Here is an 18,311-nt window from a genome sequence, read left to right as displayed (position 1 = left end):
GCTCCTGCTTTCGCAGGAGCACGATAAAAGGAAGACCGCGTTCCTGCGGAAGCAGGAACCTTCGCCGTTCTACGCTCTACCCAAACGCCTTCGCCATGACGTCGGCCAGTTTGCGGGCGAAATCGGCCGGGTCGGGGAGGGTTTCGCCTTCCAGGATGCGGGCCTGATCGAGCAGCAGGGTCGGGGCGGCGCCCAGATCGCCTTTGCCGTCGGGGCCGGCCTTGGTGTTCAGGGCCGCGATCAGGGCATGCTTCGGGTTGATCTCCAGAATGCGCGGGGCGCTTTGCTCCAGGCGGTTATGCTGTTTCAGCAGCCGCTCCAGATGCATGTCCATGGCATTGTCGTCGGCGACCAGACAGACGGCGCTGCTGGTCAGGCGGTCCGAGGTGCGGACATCCTTTACCTGTTCGCCCAACGCCAGTTTCAGAGCGATGACCAGGCCGTCGACGACGCTTTCGGCCTCTTCCGGCTTATCGTCCTCGTCCTTGGCCGCGTCCTTCTTGATCTTCGATAGATCGGCGCCGCCGCGGGTCACGGATTTGAACGGCTTGCCGTCGAACTCGCCGATCATCGGCAGCCAGAACTCGTCGACCGGATCGGCCATCAGCAGGACCTCGACCCCCTTGGCGTCGAAGCCTTCCAATTGCGGGCTTTTCTTCAGCGTGTCGATATTGTCGCCGGAGATGTAATAGATCGTGTCCTGGCCTTCCTTCATGGCCTCGACATACTGGGCCAGCGAGATCAGACCGTCGCGCTTCGACGACTTGAAACGGCAGAGTTTCAGCAGCTGTTCCTTGTCAGAAGTGCCCTCATACAGGCCCTCTTTCATGACGAGACCGAAACGATCCCAGAATTCCGCATAGGATTCGGGTTCCTTCTCGGCCTTCTTGTCCAATTCGCCCAGGACGCGCTTGACCAGACCGGCGCGGATCTTGGAGACGACCGGGTTGTTCTGCAGCATCTCGCGGCTGACATTCAGCGGCAGGTCTTCGCTGTCCACCACGCCGCGCAGGAAACGCAGCCAGGACGGCAGCAGGTCTTCGCATTCTTCCGTGATGAAGACGCGTTTGACGTAGAGTTTCAGCTTCGACATCCGCTCCGGATGGAACAGGTCGAAGGGCCGGTCGGTCGGCACGAAGACCAGGCCGGAATACTCGATCACGCCTTCCGCCTTGAAATGCAGGGTCAGCCACGGCTCGTCGAAGCCATGCGAGACATGACGGTAGAATTCCGTGTATTGCTGATCGTCGATGTCCGATTTCGGGCGGGTCCACAGGGCCGAAGCCTCGTTCAGCCGTTCCGCCTCGCCCTCCTCGTTCGCCGGGTCTTCCAGCTCGATCGGGAAGGGAATGTGGTCGGAATAGGTCTTCACGATGCGGTGCAGGGTGTCCCCTTCCAGGTATTCCTTGGCATCGTCCTTCAGGGTCAGCGTGATCTGGGTGCCGCGGCCGTCCATCTCCGCCGGTTCGACGGTGAAGCCGGTGCGGCCGTCGGAGGTCCAGCGCCAGGCCTCGCCCTCGCCCGCTCGCTTGGACAGGACGGATATTTCGGTCGAGACCATGTAACCGGAATAGAAGCCGACGCCGAACTGGCCGATCAGGCTGACATCCTTCTTCTTGTCGCCGGTCAGATTGTCGACAAAGGCGGCGCTGCCGGACCGGGCGATGGTGCCCAGATTGTCGATCAGCTCCTGGCGGGTCATGCCGACGCCATTGTCGGCGATGGTCAGGGTGCCGGCATCCTTGTCGGCGCGCAGGCGGATCTTGAACGCCGCGTCGCCCTCGGTCAGGGCCGGGTTCTCGATCGCCAGATAGCGCAGCTTGTCGCAGGCGTCGGCGGCATTCGAGATCAGTTCGCGCAGGAAAATCTCCCGCTCGGAATACAGCGCATTCGCGACGATATCGAGCAGCCGTCCGACTTCCGCCTGGAAGCCCATCGTCTCGGCACCGGCGGTCTTGGCAGCATTGTCCTTGGTCTTATTTGCCATTTCGTAGGTCCTTTTCCCCGAATCGAATATTGGAATTTCCCCGCGCGATATAATTTCCTAGGGCCGGAACCTCAAGGCCGGGCCTGCCCGCCACTCTGCTGACCAAGACGGAATTTGCATGCCCTCCCCCGTATTCGACCGGCAATTCGACCCGCATTATGGTGAGACAGTCTCCCTGACGCCGACCGTCCGGCGCATCGTGGCGGAAAATCCCAGCGCCTTCACCTTTTACGGCACCGGAACCTATATCCTGGGCCGGGGCCGTGTCGCGGTGATCGATCCCGGGCCGCGCCATCCGGCGCATCTGGCTGCCCTGCGCGCCGCGCTGTCCGGTGAGACGGTGGAGGCGATCCTGATCACCCATACCCATCTGGATCATTCCCCCCTGGCACGGGAACTGAAGGCGGAAACCGGGGCCCCCACCTATGGCTATGGCCCGCATGGCGGGGACCGCGACGGGCAAACGGTAGAGGAAGGCGCCGACCGCGACTTCGTCCCGGATATCGCGGTCAAAGACGGCGACAGGATCGACGGCACCGGCTGGTTGGTGGAGGCGGTGCATACGCCGGGTCACACCTCGAACCATCTCTGCTTCGCCTATCCCGCCGAAAAGGCCCTGTTCAGCGGCGATCACGTCATGGGCTGGTCGACCAGCGTGATTTCCCCGCCCGACGGCGACATGGCGGCCTATATGGCGTCGCTCGAAAAACTGCTGACCCGGAATGACGATCTTTACTACCCGACCCATGGCAATCCGATCCGCGATCCGAAACGTCATGTCCGGGATTTCATCGCCCATCGCCGCGACCGCGAGGCGCAGATCCTGACCTGTATCGCCGAAGGATACGCTACGATCGTAGACATGGTGCCCGCCATGTATCGCGACGTGCCCCAGAAGCTGCATGCGGCCGCGGCGCGGTCCGTCCTGGCCCATCTGGTTCAGATGACGGCGGAGGGCCGGGTGATCTGCGACACGGCGGAGCCGACCCTGCGGTCGCGCTACTCCCTGCCCTGACACTCGTGTATGACTCCATCGCTCGATAAAGAAGAGGAAACGTCCATGTCCGACCCGAAGACCCTGCTGCAGATGGCTGGTGCCGATCTCAGCCCGGCCTCCCTGTCCCAATCCGCGCTGGTGCTGATCGACTGTCAGAACGAATACCGCAGCGGCTTTCTGCCCCTGACCGGTGTCGACGCGGCGGCGGGTGAATGTGCGGCACTTCTGACCCGCGCCCGGTCGCTGGGCACGCCGGTCATCCATGTCAAACATGTCGGCAAGCCGGGCGGCGCCTTCGATCCGGGCGGGCCGGGCGGTCAGATCATGGATGAACTGACCCCCGCCGAGGGTGAAACGGTGGTCGAGAAAGGCCTGCCGAACAGTTTTGCCGGCACGAATCTACAGGACGCCCTGTCCGCATCCGGCCGCAAGACCCTGATCGTCGCCGGGTTCATGACCCATATGTGCGTCAGCGCCACCGCCCGGTCGGCTCTGGACCATGGCTATTTCACGACCGTCGTCGATGGCGCCTGCGCGACCCGGGACCTGCCGAAGCCGAAAGGCGGGGTGCTGAAGGCGACCGATCTGCATGATGCGGCGCTGACCGCGCTGTCCGACCGTTTCGCGGTGATCGCGCCGAATGCCGCTGCGATCCCGGACTAAGGCGATCCCGAACTAAGGGAAGTCTTCTCCTAAAGCGCGGCGTGGATTACCAATAGGGGGATTTCCACGAGTTCAGGTGACCCCCGGCAGATGACCGACGCCGCGTTGCAGCAGCTCTTCAGGACCGCCATCGCGGCGGCGGACCGGCATCGTCTAGAAGATGCCGTCATCGCCTTCCGCGCGGTCCTGCTGGCGCAGCCGGATTACGCGCCGGCCCTGCACGGGCTGGGCGTGGCGCTGCGCAGGCTGGGGCGTGTGGCGGAATCCGAGGCCGTCCTGCGCACCGGGATCGAACGCCATCCGCAGTCGGTGGACCTGCTGATCGCACAGGCCGAAACGCTGGAGGATTGGGGCCGTCTGGATGACGCCGTCGATCTGGCGGAAAAGGCGCATTCCCTGGGACCCGACGATGGCCGCCCGATGGCCGTCCTGGCCCGGCTGCGTGAACGGCAGGGGCATGGCGGTCTGGCCCGCGCCGCCCTGGAATCCGCCGCCGCCAGCCGCCGTCCGACCGCCGCCGCCCTGACCGCGCTGGGCCGAATGCAGCGTCAGGCGGGCGAGATCGCCCTGGCGCGCGAAACCCTGGACCGGGCGGTCCGGGCCGCGGGCAAGGAAGACATGGCCGCCGCGCGGGTGCAGCGGGCCATCGCCATGCTGTGCAATGGTGAGATCGCCGAAGGCTTTCGCGAATACGACTGGCGTTGGAAAACGGGGCTGCTGCCGTCGCTCAATCCCGGCCTGCCGCCCTGGACCGGTGATCCCTTGGCGGGCCGGACGCTGTTGGTCCGTGCCGAACAGGGAATGAGCGAAAGCCTGCAGTTCTTCCGTCTGGCGGCCGGGATCGAGGGCGGGCGGGTGATCTTCGAGGCGCCGCCGGCGCTGGTGCCGATCTTGAGGGCCAGCCACCGGGTCTATGAGGTCGTGCCGGAGGGCGGGCCGCTGCCCAAGGCCGATTGCTGGGCGCCGCTTCTGTCCCTGCCGCGTTTGTTGAAGATCGACGCCGATACGATCCCGGATGACGTGCCCTATCTGCGCCCGGATCCAAGCCTGCTTGCCCCGTGGCGCGAACGGCTGGGGCCGGGTCCGAAGATCGCCATCGCCTGGCAGGGTGGCGAACCGCTGTTCGAACAGCGCAAGCGGGAAATCCCGCTGGCCGATTTCGCGCCCCTGGCCGCCGTCCCCGGCGTGCGGCTGATCAGTCTGCAGAAGGGCGGGGGCCGGCAGCAAATCGACGCCGTTCCCTTCCCGGTCTACGACCCTACGGACGAGATGGATGAAGGCGATGCGGCGTTCATCGATACGGCCGTCGTCATGCAGGAATGTGCCCTGGTTGTAACGGCGGATACGGCCATCGCCCATCTGGCCGGGGCCCTGGCGCGGCCGTGCTGGACCGTGCTGCCGGAAGGCGGCGACTGGCGGTTCGGCTGGCATGCGACGCAAAGCGCCTGGTACCCGACCATGGAATGCCTGCGCAAACCGCCGGGCGGGACCTGGCGCGACGTGTTCGACCATATCGCGCGGCGGCTGATCGCGATCCGCGAAGGGCGGGAGGATCCGGCCGCCGCCGACGAGGCGCCATCCGCGCAGGGCATGGGTCAAGCGGCGCCTTACGGTGCCGGTCCGGACGACCTGTCCGGGAATTGACGCGAAGTTGAACGGCATTGCGGACGATAGCGATTTCCGTTTTGATCGGCTGTGCACATATACGCGTATAGACCTTCACGGATGCCGTTCCCGACGGAATGGCCCGAAGAGGGCAGGACCGGCGCTGGCGTCCCCGACCGGACGGCGCCGGGCAACTCACGAGGAGACCACCTTATGAAGAAAACGTTCGCGGCCGTCCTGCTGGCGGCATTCATCCCCGCCTCAGCCCTGGCCATGGGCTTCGGCAGCAGCAGCGACGATGCGACCTATGAAATGGGCTTCGAGAAGGCCATGGCAGGCGACTACGAAGATGCCATCGATGTCTTGAAGCAGGTGGTCAAGGAAACGCCGGACAATGCCGATGCCTGGAACATGCTGGGCTTCAGCTACCGGAATTCCGGCGATTCCGACAATGCCTGGGATGCCTATGAACGCGCCCTGGCAATCGACCCGAACCATAAGGGCGCCCACGAGTATATTGGCGAATGGTACCTGATGCAGGGCGATGTCGCCTCGGCCAAGGCGCAGCTGGAGAAACTCCAGACCCTGTGCCCGTCCGGTTGTGAGGAGGCGGAAACGCTGGCCTCCTCCATCTCCAAGGCCGAAAACTCCTGACCGATCGCGTCAGGACGCCCTTCAGGACGCCTTTGCGCGAACCGCCGTCACGCGCCTCAGCGGTGTTATGGCGGCGGATTCCGTACCTTCGCGCAAAACGGTGCGGTTCTCAGGGAAGGTGACGGTTACCGTCGTTCCCTTGCCCTCCGCGCTGGTCAGATCGAACTGCGCCCCGTGCAATTCGGCGAAAACCTGGACCAGGGCCAAGCCAAGCCCCATTCCGTCGCGGCTGCGGATATAGGGTGAACCGAGACGCCCGAAACGGCTGAGCGCCTTCGGAATATCCTTCTTGGCGATTCCGATCCCGGTATCGGCCACGGCAATCCGCACCCGTCCGTCCGGTGTCATCCCGGCGCTCAAGGTGATACGCCCGGCTTCCGGGGTGAACTTGCTGGCATTGGTCAACAGGTTCAGCAGGATCTGCTTGATGCGGATCGCGTCGCCGCGCAGCCACGGCAAGGACTCCTCCACCTCCAGCGCCAGGGTCTGTTTTTCGTCCTGGATCCGGCCGGTGACGAGCTGAACGCAGCCGTCGACAATCTCGTGGACGTCGCACAGCGTGTCTTCCAGCTTGGTCTGGCCGGATTCGATCTTTGCCATGTCGATGATATCGCTGAGAAGCTGCAGCAGATGGCGCCCTGCCATATTCACTGTCGACGTATATTCGACATAACGCGAATTGCCGATCGGCCCGAAGATTTCCTGCTTCATCATGTCCGAGAAGCCGATGATGGCGTTCAGCGGCGTGCGCAACTCGTGGCTCATATTCGCCAGAAACTCGGATTTGGTCCGGCTGGCCAGTTCGGCCTCTTCCTTGGCGTCGATCAACTGCCGTTCGAAGCGTTTGCGTTCGGTGATGTCGGTGATGGTCCCGGCCATACGCAACACACGGCCGGCCGGATCGCGCACGGCGACACCACGGCTCAACACCCAGGTAACCCGGTCCGGCGCGCGGCTCGGCGGCGCCAGCCGGAACTCCAGGTTCAGACTGTCCGTTTCGCCGCGCAGGACATCCGCAATATTGCCTAAGTAAAGATCGTGATCCGCCGGGTGGACGAAATCGGTGATCTGGCGCGGGTCATAGACCCGGCGCACCGTGTCGGCGTTGCAGATTTCCAGCAGCCGCCGGGTCAGCAGCACTTCGTTCGACCGCAGATTCCAATCCCAGACGCCGTCGCTGGCACCGCGCAGGGCCAGTTCGAAGCGTTCCTCGGTCCAGCGCAAGCGCTGTTCGGTTTCCGACGCGCGGATCTGCTGGCCACGCAGGGCGACGATGGACAGGCCGACCGCCAGCGCGGAGGCGGTCAGCACCACCAGGGTCGTGCTCGCTGCTCCGCCGGGTGTCAGGGCGCCGGGGAAAAGGGCCAAAGCCGGATCGATTGCCGCGACCAGGAAGGCCGCCACCAGGAAGCGCAGGCCCCGGCCGCGGCCCCGGCGGCGCAGGACGAAGCAATATCCGGCCAGCCCTGCGGCGATTCCGGCCGCCGAAATGTGAAGGGCCGGTGTCAGGACCGCACCGAGCGGCGGAGCCGTCGCGGCCAGAATCGTCGTGACGGCCAGCATGGCGCATCCCAACACGGTGTGCTGGCGCGATACCCGGGCACCCAGATGGTCCATCAAGCCCATGCCGATCAGAAACAGTGACAGTGCGATCAGGCCGATCCCCAGCGGGTCCAGGGCCGTTTCGAATCCGGGCGGCATCGGCAGGACGGGCGACAGGGGCGCGGCGGCAATGCCGATGCCCATCAGCACGAAACCCGGTGCCCAGTACCGGATCGCGCGCAAGGCACCCGGCAACAGCATCAGATAGCCCAAACCCGCCGCGCCGGCCCAGGCGGCCGCCAAGGGCGGGATGGCACTCAACCAAACTGTGTCGGGATCCGTCACTGCGACAGGCCCTTTCCGATATTCCAAGTTCGGCGGGGATCGGGGAGCGCCTTAGTGGCAGCGTCCCGGATCGCGCGGCGCCTTTCTAGAGATCAAGGGTAAAGATTTGGTTTCCGCTTCCGGGAAACCGTCAGGGGCAGGTTAACCGGCGAGGGTCCTTTCGCGGATCATCTCCGCCAGGCAGGCCCGGCGCGCATCGGCATCCAGGCTCGGACCGCGCAGCTCGACATGTTTGACGGCCAGGTCGCTGCCCGCCGGATACAGGAACAGATCCAGGATGCAGGCCTTGCCGCGGAACTGGCGGACTTCGACCCCGCCGTCGCGCCGGACCAGATCGGGCTTGCCCAGCTGCGCGGCGACCGACACGCCCTGCAATCCCATGAACTGCATCGGGTCGTCATTGACCGGCGGTGCGGCCGCATCGCTGCCTGCAACCGTTCCACCGACGGATTTACGGGCCGGTTCGGGGGTGGCCGCCGCGGTCTCGACCGGTTCGGGGCTGCCGACCGAAGTCAGATTGTCCAGCGCCTGACACCCGGTCACGGTCAACAGGGCGGCGAGGGCGCAGGCAAGGGATATGCGTGTCATTTCAAGGCTCATTTGCGCTCGGCCGGCGGGGCATCCAGGGCCTCGAATTCGGCGCGGCGCGGCAAGGTTTCATAGAAATGAACCATGGCGGCGGCGGCCAGGACCGGCGCAACCAGGTTGACGACGGGGATCGACATCAGGAAGACCGCCAGCATGCCGAACAGGATCAGGCGCAGCCGATGCGCCCGCCGCAACCGTTTCGCCGGGCCGGGCGCCATGCGGCGTGCCGCGACCAGCTCGAAGAATTCGCGCCCGATCAGATAGCCGTTGACGATCAGGAACAGGAACGCGCCGGCACCCAACACCCAGATCAGCAGCAGATAGAGCGGCAGCACGGCCACGTTCAGGGCGATCGTGACGGCCAGAAATTTCAACGCGCCAAAAACGCCTTCCACAAGCGGTTGGGCGCGCGCCGATCCGTAGCGTTGCGGATAGTGGCGCTGTTCGACCGCTTCGCAGATCGAATCCAGAAACAGGCTGATGACCGCGACAGCGGCAACCGGGAACAAGAGCCAGGTCAACCCGCCCGCGCCGATAATGAACGAGACCCAGCCCACCTCGTCGCCATAGCTGCCCATCCATTCAAAGACCGGGCCGATCAGCCAAAGTTCGGTCCAGGGAACCTGGTTCAGCGCCCATTTCGCCACGGAGAACAGTGCGAACAGCGTACCGATCGCGCCCAGGATGCCGATCAGCACGACATTGCGGAACCGGGATTCGGGCAGTTGTTCGACCGCTTTGACGAAGGCGTTGATCATGCGCGTACCGACCTGGTTCCGGGTTCGGAATTCCGCGCGCGCGAAATCCCCTCTATTTCCGGGGCTATCTAGCGATCACGGGCCGGATTTACAAGCGATCGGCGGATTCGCCGTTCCATTTGTCCCGGGGATCCGGCCCCGGCTCGGTGGGCGCCGCCGGCGGATCCGGATCGCGGACATAAAGGTCGCGATAGGCATGCCAACTGGCGAACCCGATCAATGGCAGGGCGACGACCAACCCGATATAGAAGGTCGCCATGCCGGCCGCGACGACGGTGACGATCACGGTGCCCCAGATCATCATGGGCTTCGCATTTCGGAACACGGCGACCGCGCTCAGGGTCACGGCGGAGAAGATGTCGATCCGCCGGTCCAGCATGGCAGGCAGCGAAATTGCGCCCGCGGTAAACGCGAAGGCCGCGAAGACCCCGCCGACCGCCGTGCCCAGCGCCAGGAAGCCCCAGCCTTCCGGGGTGAACAGGGCCTGTTCGACCATGGCCCGGAAGGTCAGGCTGACATAGGGGAAGGTCAGGGCGAAGACGATGACCGCGATGCGGACCCAGATCATCATGAACAGCATCAATACCGCCCCCGCCGTCATGACGTGATAACCGTTGCGACGCCAGGCCAACAGGGTCGCGCCAATGGTCGGTGCTTCACCCTGTTCCAATTGGCGGCTGATCTGGTACATGCCGATGGTCAGGGCCGGTCCGACGATGAAGAACCCGCCCCACATCGGCGCGATCAGATGGCCTTGATTCAGCAGCGCCAGTCCGGCGGTGATCGCCAGGCTGATGCCGGCGAACAGGCCGCCATACAGCAGGGCCAGCGGTTTCGCCCGGCGGAAATCCTGCCATCCGGCCAGCAACCAGCGGAAGGGCGCGGCGGTCGAGACTTTGCGGATGCGGTCGGCATGCGGGAAGGCCGCCAGCCCGTCGTCTATCGGCGGCTCGATCCTGTCTGACATCTTTCCCCCCGTCGGGTTCCTGGGCTTGGCGTATATTCTGTTGGAGCCCGGGCGTCGGGGCATTGAGGCGTATCAAATTTCAATACCGGCCCCACTCCCTTCCGCCAGATCCCGCATTCCAAGTGCATCGCAATAGGATATCATGAGGGGACCGTGCGACTGGCCCGGCGATGGATTGGAAAGTCCGGACGATGTGGGACGGTTTCGAGATCGGCTTCGTGCTGATCCTGATCATTGTGGTGTTCTTCGGCTTCGTGCGGGAACGCATGGCGCCGGAGATTGTGGCGCTGTGCGGCGTGGGTGGGTTGCTGGCGACCGGCATCCTGTCGACCGAGGACGTTCTGGGCGTATTTGCGAACAGTGCGCCCGCGACCATCGCGGCGATGTTCGTGTTGAGCGCCGCGCTGCAGCGCACCGGCGTTGTCGAGGCGATGGGCCGCCTTCTGTCGGACCGCGCGGCGGGGTCGCCGGTTCTGGCCGTGGTTGCCATGCTTCTGGCTGCCGCCACGGCCTCGGCCTTCATGAACAATACCCCGGTCGTCGTCATTCTGACGCCGGTATTGCTGGCTTTGGCGCAGTCGGTCGGAACCAAGCCGTCGCGCCTGCTGATCCCCCTGTCCTATGCCGCCATTCTGGGCGGCACGACCACGCTGATCGGCACGTCGACCAATATTCTGGTAGACGGGGTGGCGCAGCAGCACGGCATGGCCCCGTTCGGCATGTTTGAGATCACCCTGGCCGGTCTTTTCATGGCGGCGGCGGGGCTGATCTATCTCGGCCTGTTCGGGCGGCTGCTGCTGCCGGACCGAGACTCCCTGACGGAATTGCTGCCGAAGCCGTCGGACCGGCGGTTTCTGTCCGAGGTCCTGGTCCCGCTCGATTCACCGCTGATCGGAAAGCGCATCGCCGATGCCGGGTTTAGCCAGCCGCGCGGCTTCCGCGTGGTGGATTTGATTCGAGGGGAAATTTCTTTCCGGACCCGGTTGGACGACCAGATCCTGCGGGCTGGCGACCGCATCGTCCTGCGCAGCGGCATCGCCGATATGCTGGCCCTGCGGGAGGCCGGCGACGTCGCCTTCGGCGGCGCGGACAGTCATGCGATCGAGCCGATCGGCACGCGCGAGACCCTGATCATGGAAGGCATTGTCGGACCGCTGTCGCGTCTGAAGGGCCGCCGGGTGTCGGATCTCGGGCTGCGCCGCCTCTACGGAATTTACATTCTGGCCGTCCATCGCCAGGGGGAACGGCTGGCGGCGACCTTTGACAGCATCCGCCTTCGCATGGGCGATACCCTGCTGTTGGAAGGGCCGGCCGACGGCCTGCGCCGCCTGTTCGACAATCAGGAACTGGTCAATCTGGTGCAGACGGAGGAAAAGCCCCTGCGCCGCCGCAAGGCGCCGATCGCGATCGCTGCCATCGCCGCCGTGATGGGCTTGGCCGCCTTCGATGTCCTGCCGATCGCCGCCCTCGCGCTGATCGCCGCCACCGCCGTCGTGGCGTTCGGCTGCCTGGACGCGGAGGAAGCCTATGGCGCGGTGCATTGGAACATCCTGATGCTGATCTTCGCGATGCTGGCAATCGGGGTGGCGATGGAGAAATCCGGCACGGCGGCGCTGTTGATCCATGGGCTGCTTTGGCTGACGGTCGGGCTCGGGCCCGTTGTCACGCTGTCCCTTCTTTATCTCTTCACGTCGCTTCTGACCGAGGCGATGAGCAACAACGCCGTCGCGATCCTGGTGACGCCCATTGCGATCGGCCTTGCCCAATCGATGGGCGCCGATCCGCGCCCCTTCGTCGTCGCGGTGATGTTCGCCGCCAGCGCCAGCTTCATGACGCCGATCGGCTATCAGACGAACACCTTCGTCTATAATGCCGGGGGCTATCGCTTCACCGATTTCGTGAAGGTCGGCCTGCCCCTGAACATCCTTCTCTGGGCGGTCGCGAGTTTCGTCATTCCGATCTTCTGGCCGCTTCTGCCCTGACCGATCGGGTTCCGGGTCGCGGGGAAACCTTGACTCCAAAGTTTTTTGTATACAGTATTCAAATTGATCAACGGCCTTGGAAACAGCCCGATGCAGCCCCTGACCGAGCGTACCAGTCTTGCGGAAGAAGTTCATGCCCGCCTCGTGGACGCCATGGTCTCGGGCAGCCTCCCGCCCGGGACGCCCCTGCGGCAGGAAAGACTGGCCGAGGAGCTGAATGTCTCGCGACAGCCGATCATCCAGGCCCTGGGCATGCTGCGGCGTGACGGGCTGATCGAACCGGCCGGCCGGCGGGGCTACAAGGTCGCGCCGGTCGATGCCGCTCTGGTGCGCCATGTCTATGATGTGCGTGCGGCGTTGGACGGATTGGCGGCCGGACTTGCGGCGGCGCGGCCCGATGCGGTGCGGCGCGATGTGCTGCTGGCGGAAGAAGAGGCGGGGCGCCAGGCCCTGGCGGGCGGCGACGTCCCTGCGCTGGTCGATGCCGATATCGCCTTTCATCAGAAAATTTACGCCCTGTCGGATAATCCGCTGCTGCCGGAAGCGTCCGCCGCGGTCTGGCGGCATATCCGCCGGGTGATGCGCGCGGTGCTGGAAAAGCGCGCCGCCCGCGCCTCGGTCTGGCAGGAACATGCCGGTATCGCGGCGGCGATCCGCGACGGCGACGCCGCCCTGGCCCGGCAGCTTGCCGAGCGTCACGCCCTGGGCGCCGCGGATCAGCTGATCCGCTGGATGACGGAACAGCCCGACACCGAAACACACACCAAGACCACCCAGCCCGTCCGTTTCGGATCGGTCCTAGGGTGACAAAACCGGAGGAACCCCGATGAAACTCAACGACAAGGACCTTGCGGCCTTCAGGGAGGAGGGGTTTGCCTTTCTGCCCGGCCTGTTCAGCCGCGACGAAGCGGCGCTGCTGCTGGACGAGGCGCGACAAATTTATGCCACCGACCGCGAAGAGGTCTGGCGCGAATCCTCCGGCGTGGCCCGGACGGCCTTCGCCGCGCATACCTATAACGAGGCCCATCGCCGCCTGGGTGCGCATCCGCGCCTGATCGGTCCCGTCATGCAGATCCTGGAAGAACAGGTTTACATGCATCAGTACAAGATCAACGCCAAGGCCGCCTTCGACGGCGACGTCTGGCAATGGCACCAGGATTACGGCACCTGGCAGCGCGACGACGGCATGCCGGAACCGCGCGCCTTCAACATCGCGCTGTTCCTGGAGGATGTGACCCCCGCGAACGGCCCGCTGCTGTTCATTCCGAAGAGCCATAAGGCCGGGGTGCTGGAGGCCGGGCACGATCTGGAGACAACCTCCTATCCGCTTTGGACCCTGGATCGCGAGACGGTGTCGCGCCTGGCCAAGGACGGCGGCTGCGAAGCACCGGTTGGGCCTGCCGGCTCGGTGGTGATGTTCCACGGCAATCTGGTCCATGCCAGCCCGCCCAATATCAGCCCGTTCGACCGGACCATCGTCTATCTCAGCCTCTGCGCCGTCTCCAATCACATCACCCAGTTCAAGCGCAAGGAATGGATCGCCCATCGCGATTTCACGCCGATCGAAGCGCTGGCGGATGACTGCCTCGACGAACTGGTGGCCGCGCGACGGGCTCAGGCGGCGGAGTAAGACAATATGAATTTGGACAGCAAGCTTCGCCGCCGCGCGGCGGAGGGTAAACCGGTGCGAGTCGGGATCATCGGCGCGGGCAAATTCGGCGCCATGTTTCTCAGCCAGGCGGGACATCATCCCGGCTATCACGTCCTGGGAATCGCGGATTTGAGCGCCGAGCGCGCCAAGGCGTCGCTCAAGCGCATCGGCTGGACGGAAGACCGATACGCCGCCAAGGATGCCGCCAGCGCCCTGAAGGACGGTACGACCTGGATCACGGAGGATTCCGATGCGCTGATCGAGGCTGACGGGCTGGAAGTCCTGATCGATGCCACGGGCAGCCCCGCCGCCGGAATCCGCCACGCGTTGAAGGGTATCGAAAACGGCCGCCATCTGGTCATGGTCAATGTCGAGGCCGACGTGCTGGCCGGGCCGTTGCTGGCCCGCAAGGCGGAGGCAGCCGGGCTGGTCTACAGCCTGGCCTATGGCGATCAGCCGGCCCTGATCGCCGAGATGGTCGATTGGGCCCGCGCGGTCGGCCTGGACGTGATCTGCGCCGGGAAGGGGACAAAATATCTGCCGGCCTATCACCATGTGACGCCGGACGATGTCTGGACGCATTACGGCCTGACGCCCGAACAGGCGGCGGCGGGCGGCATGAACCCGCAGATGTTCAACAGCTTCCTGGACGGCACCAAATCCGCCATCGAGATGGCGGCGGTGTCGAATGCCTGCGATCTGGTTCCGCAGGATCACGGGCTGGAATTCCCGCCCTGCGGCGTCGACGATCTGCCGCGCGTCCTGTCGCCGCGCGAAACCGGGGGGCACCTCTCCCGCAAGGGCACGGTCGAGGTGATCTCCAGCGTCGAGCGGGACGGCCGGCCGGTCTTCCGCGACCTGCGCTGGGGTGTCTATGCGACCTTTGAGGCGCCGAGCGATTATGTCGCGCGCTGCTTTTCGGAATACGGCCTGCTGACCGATCCGACCGGCCGCTATTCGGCCATGTATAAGCCCTATCACCTGATCGGGCTGGAGCTGGGCCTGTCGGTCGCCAGCGCCGCCTTGCGCGGGGAACCCACCGGCGCGCCGCGCGCCTGGTCCGGGGATGCCGTGGCCGTGGCCAAGCGCAGCTTGAAGCAGGGCGACACGCTGGATGGTGAAGGCGGCTATACGGTCTATGGCAAGCTGATGCCGGCGGCCGCGTCCAAGGCGGCAGGTGCCCTGCCCATCGGCCTCGCCCATGGCATCGCCCTGCGCAAGTCCGTGGCCCCGGACCAGGTCCTGACCTGGGAGGATGTCGCGGTCGACGAAACCGACCCGACCTACCGCTTCCGGCGCGAGATGGAGGCGGCTTTCGGCGGGTGATGCGGCCCGAGTGAACGCAGAGAACGCGGAGGTTCCGCGTTAAGTTTTCTCTCTTTGGTTTCCCAAGGCTCAGGAGTGAAGGCTGGACGCCCCCCTCTTGCGGCGGGCGGGCGAAGGCGGTCTAGTAGCGCCGCCTGCCCCGAACGACCTTCGCCCGGAGAGAAAGGAAGTCCCGCATGACCGCACCCTATGCCATCGTCACCGGCGGATCCCGTGGGATCGGCGCCGCCTGCTGCCGCATGCTGGCGGCGAAGGGGCTGGATATCGCCTTTTCCTATCGCGGCGACGATGCTGCGGCGGCGGCGCTGACACAGCAGATCGAGGCGGCCGGACGCCAGGCACTGGCGGTCAAGGCGGATATGGCGACCGAAGACGGTGTGGTGCAATTGTTCACGGCGGCGGATGGCCGGTTCGGCGCGCCGCCGGCGCATGTGATCGTCAATGCCGGAATCACGGGCAAGATCCGGCGCGTCGTGGATATGAGCGCGGCCGAAATTCAGGCCGTCACCGATCTGAACGTCGTCGGCGCGCTTCTGACGGCGCGGGAGGCGATCCGGCGCATGTCGACCGAGCGGGGCGGCCCTGGCGGCGGTATTGTCCTGGTGTCTTCCGTTGCGGCCTGGCTCGGCTCGCCCAACGAATTCGTTCATTACGCCGCCAGCAAGGGTGCCGTCAGCACCATGACCCTTGGCCTCGCCAAGGAGGTCGCGCGCGAAGGCATCCGGGTCAACGCGGTGGCACCGGGTCTGATCGACACCGATATCCATGCCAGCGCCGGCGCACCGGACCGTATCGAACGTCTGCAATCCTTGGTTCCGATGGGGCGCGGCGGCACCGCCGAGGAGGTCGCGGAAGCGATTCTGTGGCTCCTTTCGGACGAATCCCGCTATGTCACAGGCACCATTCTACCGGTCAGCGGCGGTCGATAACCCACGACCTGTTGCCGATATGCACTTTTAATCTCATACATTTGACGGCATAACCTTGCGACGCGGGTAAGCGCGCAACGGGTTGCAGAAGGCAACGTTGGGGGAAGCATGTCGGTTACGGTTCGTATTTTGGGTGCAGCGGCGCTGCTCGGCACGCTGGCCTTTGGCATTGCCGCGGAACCGGCACAGGCCCGTGACGAAGGTCTATACTTCGCGATCCGCGGCTTCGGCGGCTATTCCGATCCCGGCGATATTGGCAGTTCCGGCACCGGCACGCTGACGGAACGCAATACGGCCGATCCGGCAGCGGGCGGCGGGGCGGCGCTGGGCTGGCGTCTGGGCGACACGCCGCTGCGCTTCGAATTCGAGGTCCTGCACCGGGTCCGCGTCGATGTCGATCTGCGCGATACCGCCAACAGTGTCGGCTATGAAAACAATCTGTCCTCGACCACGGCGTTGATCGGGCTGGGCTACGAATTCCGCAATGACAGCCGCTGGACGCCGTTTCTGGCGGCCTATGGCGGGATGGCGCGGAACACGTCCAGTGTCGACCGCACCAATCTGAACAACGGCACCGTCACGACGACCGAAAATGACGACGACAATCTGGCCCTGGCCGCGGCGGCAGGGTTCGACTACCGCCTGACCCAGGTGCTGGATCTCGGCGCGTCCTATCGCTTCTCCTATCTGGGCGGTTTCGACACGGGCGCCATGGCGGGCGGCGAGAGCATTGACGGCTCGCCCTTCACCTCCCACGATCTGGTCCTGTCGCTGCAATTCAACTTCTGACCCGCCGAGGGGCCATGCCCCGGCGCGGGATGCAGGTTTCATGTCCGAAGGTCCGCTGATCCGCTATCGCGCGATGGTGCGCGACGGAATCCTCAACGCCGATTCCATGCAAGCCCTGGCGGCGGAAAAGCTGCAGGGCCTGCATGCCGCCCTGGCGAAATACACGCCCCGGGACGGTGCAGGCGGCTGGAAGGCCAAGCTGGGTCTGGCCCGCCGCCGCGAAGACCCGCCGCAGGGGCTCTATCTCTATGGCGGTGTCGGGCGCGGCAAATCCATGCTGATGGACCTGTTCTTTGAGAACGCCCCGGTCGAACGCAAGCGCCGGGTCCATTTCCACGAATTCATGATCGAGGTTCATGGCGACATCCACGCTTGGCGCCAGGCCCAGAAAACGCGCAAGACCAAGGAAACCGACCCTCTGCCGAAAATCGCGGAGCGGATCGCCGACGAGACCTGGCTTCTGTGCTTCGACGAGTTTCACGTCACCGATATCGCCGATGCGATGATCCTGGGCCGCCTGTTCTCCGCCCTGTTCGATCGCGGGGTCGTGGTGGTCGCGACCTCCAACTGGCCGCCGGACGATCTCTACAAGGACGGCCTGCAGCGTGAGCAGTTCGTGCCCTTCATCGCGCTGATGAAGAAGAAGCTGGACATCCTGCATCTGGACTCGCCGACCGATTACCGGCTGATCCGCCTGAAATCGATCAAGACCTATCACGCGCCGCTGGGTCCCGCCGCCAGCCGCCAATTGACCAAGGCGTTCGACGATCTGACCGAGGGCGCGGTGGCCGAGGCGGACAGCCTCATTGTGAAGGGCCGTACCGTGCCGGTGCCCAAGGCCGCGCGCGGCGTCTGTCAGGTCCGGTTCGACGATCTATGCGGTAAGCCCCTGGGAGCGGAGGATTATCTGACCCTCGCCAGGCGCTATCACACCGTGATCCTGGACGGCGTCCCCCGCCTCAGCGAGGACCGGCGCAACGAGGCGAAACGCTTCATGACCCTGATCGACGCGCTTTACGAACGCCATTGCAACCTGATCATGGCCGCCGACGCCGCCCCGAACGACCTCTACCGCGAAGGCACCCACGCCTTCGAATTCGAACGCGCCGTCAGCCGCCTGATGGAGATGCAGTCCGCGGAATACCGCGAGAAGCCGCACCGGGATTAGGGCCCTCACCCCTACCCTCGCCAGAAACCTAGAAAGATGGAACGCAGAGGTCGCGGAGGAGACGCGGAGGGCGCGAAGGCGTCTTTGGGACACTCGGCGAACTCTGCGGAGCCTATGCGCCCTCCGCGTTCGAGCGTGTTTTCGGGCCACCATTGCCGTCATTCCGGCGGAAGCCGGAATCCAGGGGTGTATGCAGGATCGTGCCCAATTCCCTGGACCCCGGCTTTCGCCGGGGTGACGAGAGTTGTCGGTGTGAGGAGCCTTTCTGGCTGCCGCAGACCGAACAGCGCGGGCCCTGCGCCGGATACCTAACAAGACGGAACGCAGAGGACGCGAAGGCGTCAATGGGACTCTCGGCGA

Annotated in this window: 16 protein-coding genes; 11 read left to right on the top strand and 5 right to left on the bottom strand. The window is 65.0% G+C overall.

Annotated elements, in window-relative coordinates:
• Positions 1-76: 76 nt before the first annotated feature.
• The gene (gene htpG, locus ACO06O_RS19005; RefSeq protein ID WP_421883447.1) at positions 77-1,987 is read right to left on the bottom strand and encodes a molecular chaperone HtpG; all 1,911 of its coding nucleotides are present in this window, start codon (positions 1,985-1,987) and stop codon (positions 77-79) included.
• A 118-nt stretch (positions 1,988-2,105) separates the two neighbouring features.
• On the opposite strand from htpG, the gene ACO06O_RS19000 reads away from it, so the two are divergent.
• From ACO06O_RS19000 to ACO06O_RS18985, 4 genes are all read left to right on the top strand, one after another.
• The gene (locus tag ACO06O_RS19000) at positions 2,106-3,002 is read left to right on the top strand and encodes an MBL fold metallo-hydrolase (protein WP_421883445.1); all 897 of its coding nucleotides are present in this window, start codon (positions 2,106-2,108) and stop codon (positions 3,000-3,002) included.
• A 45-nt stretch (positions 3,003-3,047) separates the two neighbouring features.
• Positions 3,048-3,647 carry a cysteine hydrolase family protein gene (locus tag ACO06O_RS18995; RefSeq protein ID WP_421883443.1) on the top strand — a complete coding sequence of 200 codons (600 nt, stop codon included), beginning with the start codon at positions 3,048-3,050 and terminating at the stop codon, positions 3,645-3,647.
• Positions 3,648-3,737: 90 nt separating this feature from the next.
• Complete coding sequence (locus ACO06O_RS18990) at positions 3,738-5,291, top strand: tetratricopeptide repeat protein (protein ID WP_421883439.1); 1,554 nt, start codon at positions 3,738-3,740, stop codon at positions 5,289-5,291.
• A 174-nt stretch (positions 5,292-5,465) separates the two neighbouring features.
• Positions 5,466-5,906, top strand: a complete 441-nt coding sequence (locus ACO06O_RS18985) for a tetratricopeptide repeat protein (RefSeq protein WP_420419141.1) — start codon at positions 5,466-5,468, stop codon at positions 5,904-5,906.
• 21 nt (positions 5,907-5,927) lie between these two features.
• On the opposite strand, the gene ACO06O_RS18980 is transcribed toward ACO06O_RS18985, so the two are convergent.
• The 4 genes from ACO06O_RS18980 to ACO06O_RS18965 all read right to left on the bottom strand — a co-directional run bounded on the left by ACO06O_RS18980 (position 5,928) and on the right by ACO06O_RS18965 (position 10,106).
• Positions 5,928-7,793, bottom strand: coding sequence for a PAS domain-containing sensor histidine kinase (locus ACO06O_RS18980; protein ID WP_421883436.1), 1,866 nt, complete (start codon positions 7,791-7,793; stop codon positions 5,928-5,930).
• Positions 7,794-7,934: 141 nt separating this feature from the next.
• A complete protein-coding gene (locus tag ACO06O_RS18975; RefSeq protein WP_421883433.1) occupies positions 7,935-8,381 on the bottom strand; it encodes a hypothetical protein in 447 nt (148 codons plus the stop codon).
• 8 nt (positions 8,382-8,389) lie between these two features.
• Positions 8,390-9,139 carry an EI24 domain-containing protein gene (locus tag ACO06O_RS18970; RefSeq protein WP_421883430.1) on the bottom strand — a complete coding sequence of 250 codons (750 nt, stop codon included), beginning with the start codon at positions 9,137-9,139 and terminating at the stop codon, positions 8,390-8,392.
• Between the two features lie 88 nt (positions 9,140-9,227).
• Positions 9,228-10,106 (bottom strand): DUF2189 domain-containing protein, encoded by an 879-nt coding sequence (locus ACO06O_RS18965; protein ID WP_421883428.1) that lies wholly within the window; start codon positions 10,104-10,106, stop codon positions 9,228-9,230.
• 170 nt (positions 10,107-10,276) lie between these two features.
• Here ACO06O_RS18965 and ACO06O_RS18960 point away from each other — a divergent pair, with 170 nt between their 5' ends.
• The 7 genes from ACO06O_RS18960 to zapE all read left to right on the top strand — a co-directional run bounded on the left by ACO06O_RS18960 (position 10,277) and on the right by zapE (position 17,951).
• Positions 10,277-12,088, top strand: a complete 1,812-nt coding sequence (locus ACO06O_RS18960) for an SLC13 family permease (protein WP_421883426.1) — start codon at positions 10,277-10,279, stop codon at positions 12,086-12,088.
• Between the two features lie 90 nt (positions 12,089-12,178).
• Complete coding sequence (locus tag ACO06O_RS18955) at positions 12,179-12,895, top strand: GntR family transcriptional regulator (RefSeq protein ID WP_421883423.1); 717 nt, start codon at positions 12,179-12,181, stop codon at positions 12,893-12,895.
• A 19-nt stretch (positions 12,896-12,914) separates the two neighbouring features.
• On the top strand, positions 12,915-13,718 hold the full coding sequence (locus tag ACO06O_RS18950) for a phytanoyl-CoA dioxygenase family protein (RefSeq protein WP_421883420.1): 804 nt from the start codon (positions 12,915-12,917) through the stop codon (positions 13,716-13,718).
• 6 nt (positions 13,719-13,724) lie between these two features.
• A complete protein-coding gene (locus ACO06O_RS18945) occupies positions 13,725-15,065 on the top strand; it encodes an NAD(P)H-dependent oxidoreductase (RefSeq protein ID WP_421883417.1) in 1,341 nt (446 codons plus the stop codon).
• Between the two features lie 176 nt (positions 15,066-15,241).
• Complete coding sequence (locus ACO06O_RS18940) at positions 15,242-15,994, top strand: SDR family oxidoreductase (RefSeq protein WP_421883414.1); 753 nt, start codon at positions 15,242-15,244, stop codon at positions 15,992-15,994.
• Between the two features lie 108 nt (positions 15,995-16,102).
• Positions 16,103-16,783: an outer membrane protein gene (locus tag ACO06O_RS18935; RefSeq protein ID WP_420419131.1), complete on the top strand. Its 681-nt coding sequence runs from the start codon at positions 16,103-16,105 to the stop codon at positions 16,781-16,783.
• Between the two features lie 40 nt (positions 16,784-16,823).
• Positions 16,824-17,951, top strand: a complete 1,128-nt coding sequence (gene zapE / locus ACO06O_RS18930; RefSeq protein WP_421883411.1) for a cell division protein ZapE — start codon at positions 16,824-16,826, stop codon at positions 17,949-17,951.
• The last annotated feature ends 360 nt before the right edge of the window (positions 17,952-18,311 follow it).

The organism is Pacificispira sp. (assembly GCF_965228185.1).
Lineage (GTDB): Bacteria > Pseudomonadota > Alphaproteobacteria > UBA8366 > Aestuariispiraceae > Pacificispira.
Note: the sequence above shows the minus strand (reverse complement) of the source record. Positions and strands in the feature narration are given on the sequence as shown.

Bases quoted from the DNA above. Each gene is read 5' to 3' on its own strand.
- ACO06O_RS18970 (WP_421883430.1), bottom strand. From the start codon at position 9,139: ATGATCAACGCCTTCGTCAAAGCGGTCGAACAACTGCCCGAATCCCGG.
- ACO06O_RS18950 (WP_421883420.1), top strand. From the start codon at position 12,915: ATGAAACTCAACGACAAGGACCTTGCGGCCTTCAGGGAGGAGGGGTTT.
- ACO06O_RS18940 (WP_421883414.1), top strand. From the start codon at position 15,242: ATGACCGCACCCTATGCCATCGTCACCGGCGGATCCCGTGGGATCGGC.
- ACO06O_RS18945 (WP_421883417.1), top strand. From the start codon at position 13,725: ATGAATTTGGACAGCAAGCTTCGCCGCCGCGCGGCGGAGGGTAAACCG.
- ACO06O_RS18995 (WP_421883443.1), top strand. From the start codon at position 3,048: ATGTCCGACCCGAAGACCCTGCTGCAGATGGCTGGTGCCGATCTCAGC.
- zapE (WP_421883411.1), top strand. From the start codon at position 16,824: ATGTCCGAAGGTCCGCTGATCCGCTATCGCGCGATGGTGCGCGACGGA.
- ACO06O_RS18965 (WP_421883428.1), bottom strand. From the start codon at position 10,106: ATGTCAGACAGGATCGAGCCGCCGATAGACGACGGGCTGGCGGCCTTC.
- ACO06O_RS18960 (WP_421883426.1), top strand. From the start codon at position 10,277: ATGGATTGGAAAGTCCGGACGATGTGGGACGGTTTCGAGATCGGCTTC.
- ACO06O_RS18975 (WP_421883433.1), bottom strand. From the start codon at position 8,381: ATGACACGCATATCCCTTGCCTGCGCCCTCGCCGCCCTGTTGACCGTG.
- htpG (WP_421883447.1), bottom strand. From the start codon at position 1,987: ATGGCAAATAAGACCAAGGACAATGCTGCCAAGACCGCCGGTGCCGAG.
- ACO06O_RS18985 (WP_420419141.1), top strand. From the start codon at position 5,466: ATGAAGAAAACGTTCGCGGCCGTCCTGCTGGCGGCATTCATCCCCGCC.
- ACO06O_RS19000 (WP_421883445.1), top strand. From the start codon at position 2,106: ATGCCCTCCCCCGTATTCGACCGGCAATTCGACCCGCATTATGGTGAG.
- ACO06O_RS18955 (WP_421883423.1), top strand. From the start codon at position 12,179: ATGCAGCCCCTGACCGAGCGTACCAGTCTTGCGGAAGAAGTTCATGCC.
- ACO06O_RS18935 (WP_420419131.1), top strand. From the start codon at position 16,103: ATGTCGGTTACGGTTCGTATTTTGGGTGCAGCGGCGCTGCTCGGCACG.
- ACO06O_RS18990 (WP_421883439.1), top strand. From the start codon at position 3,738: ATGACCGACGCCGCGTTGCAGCAGCTCTTCAGGACCGCCATCGCGGCG.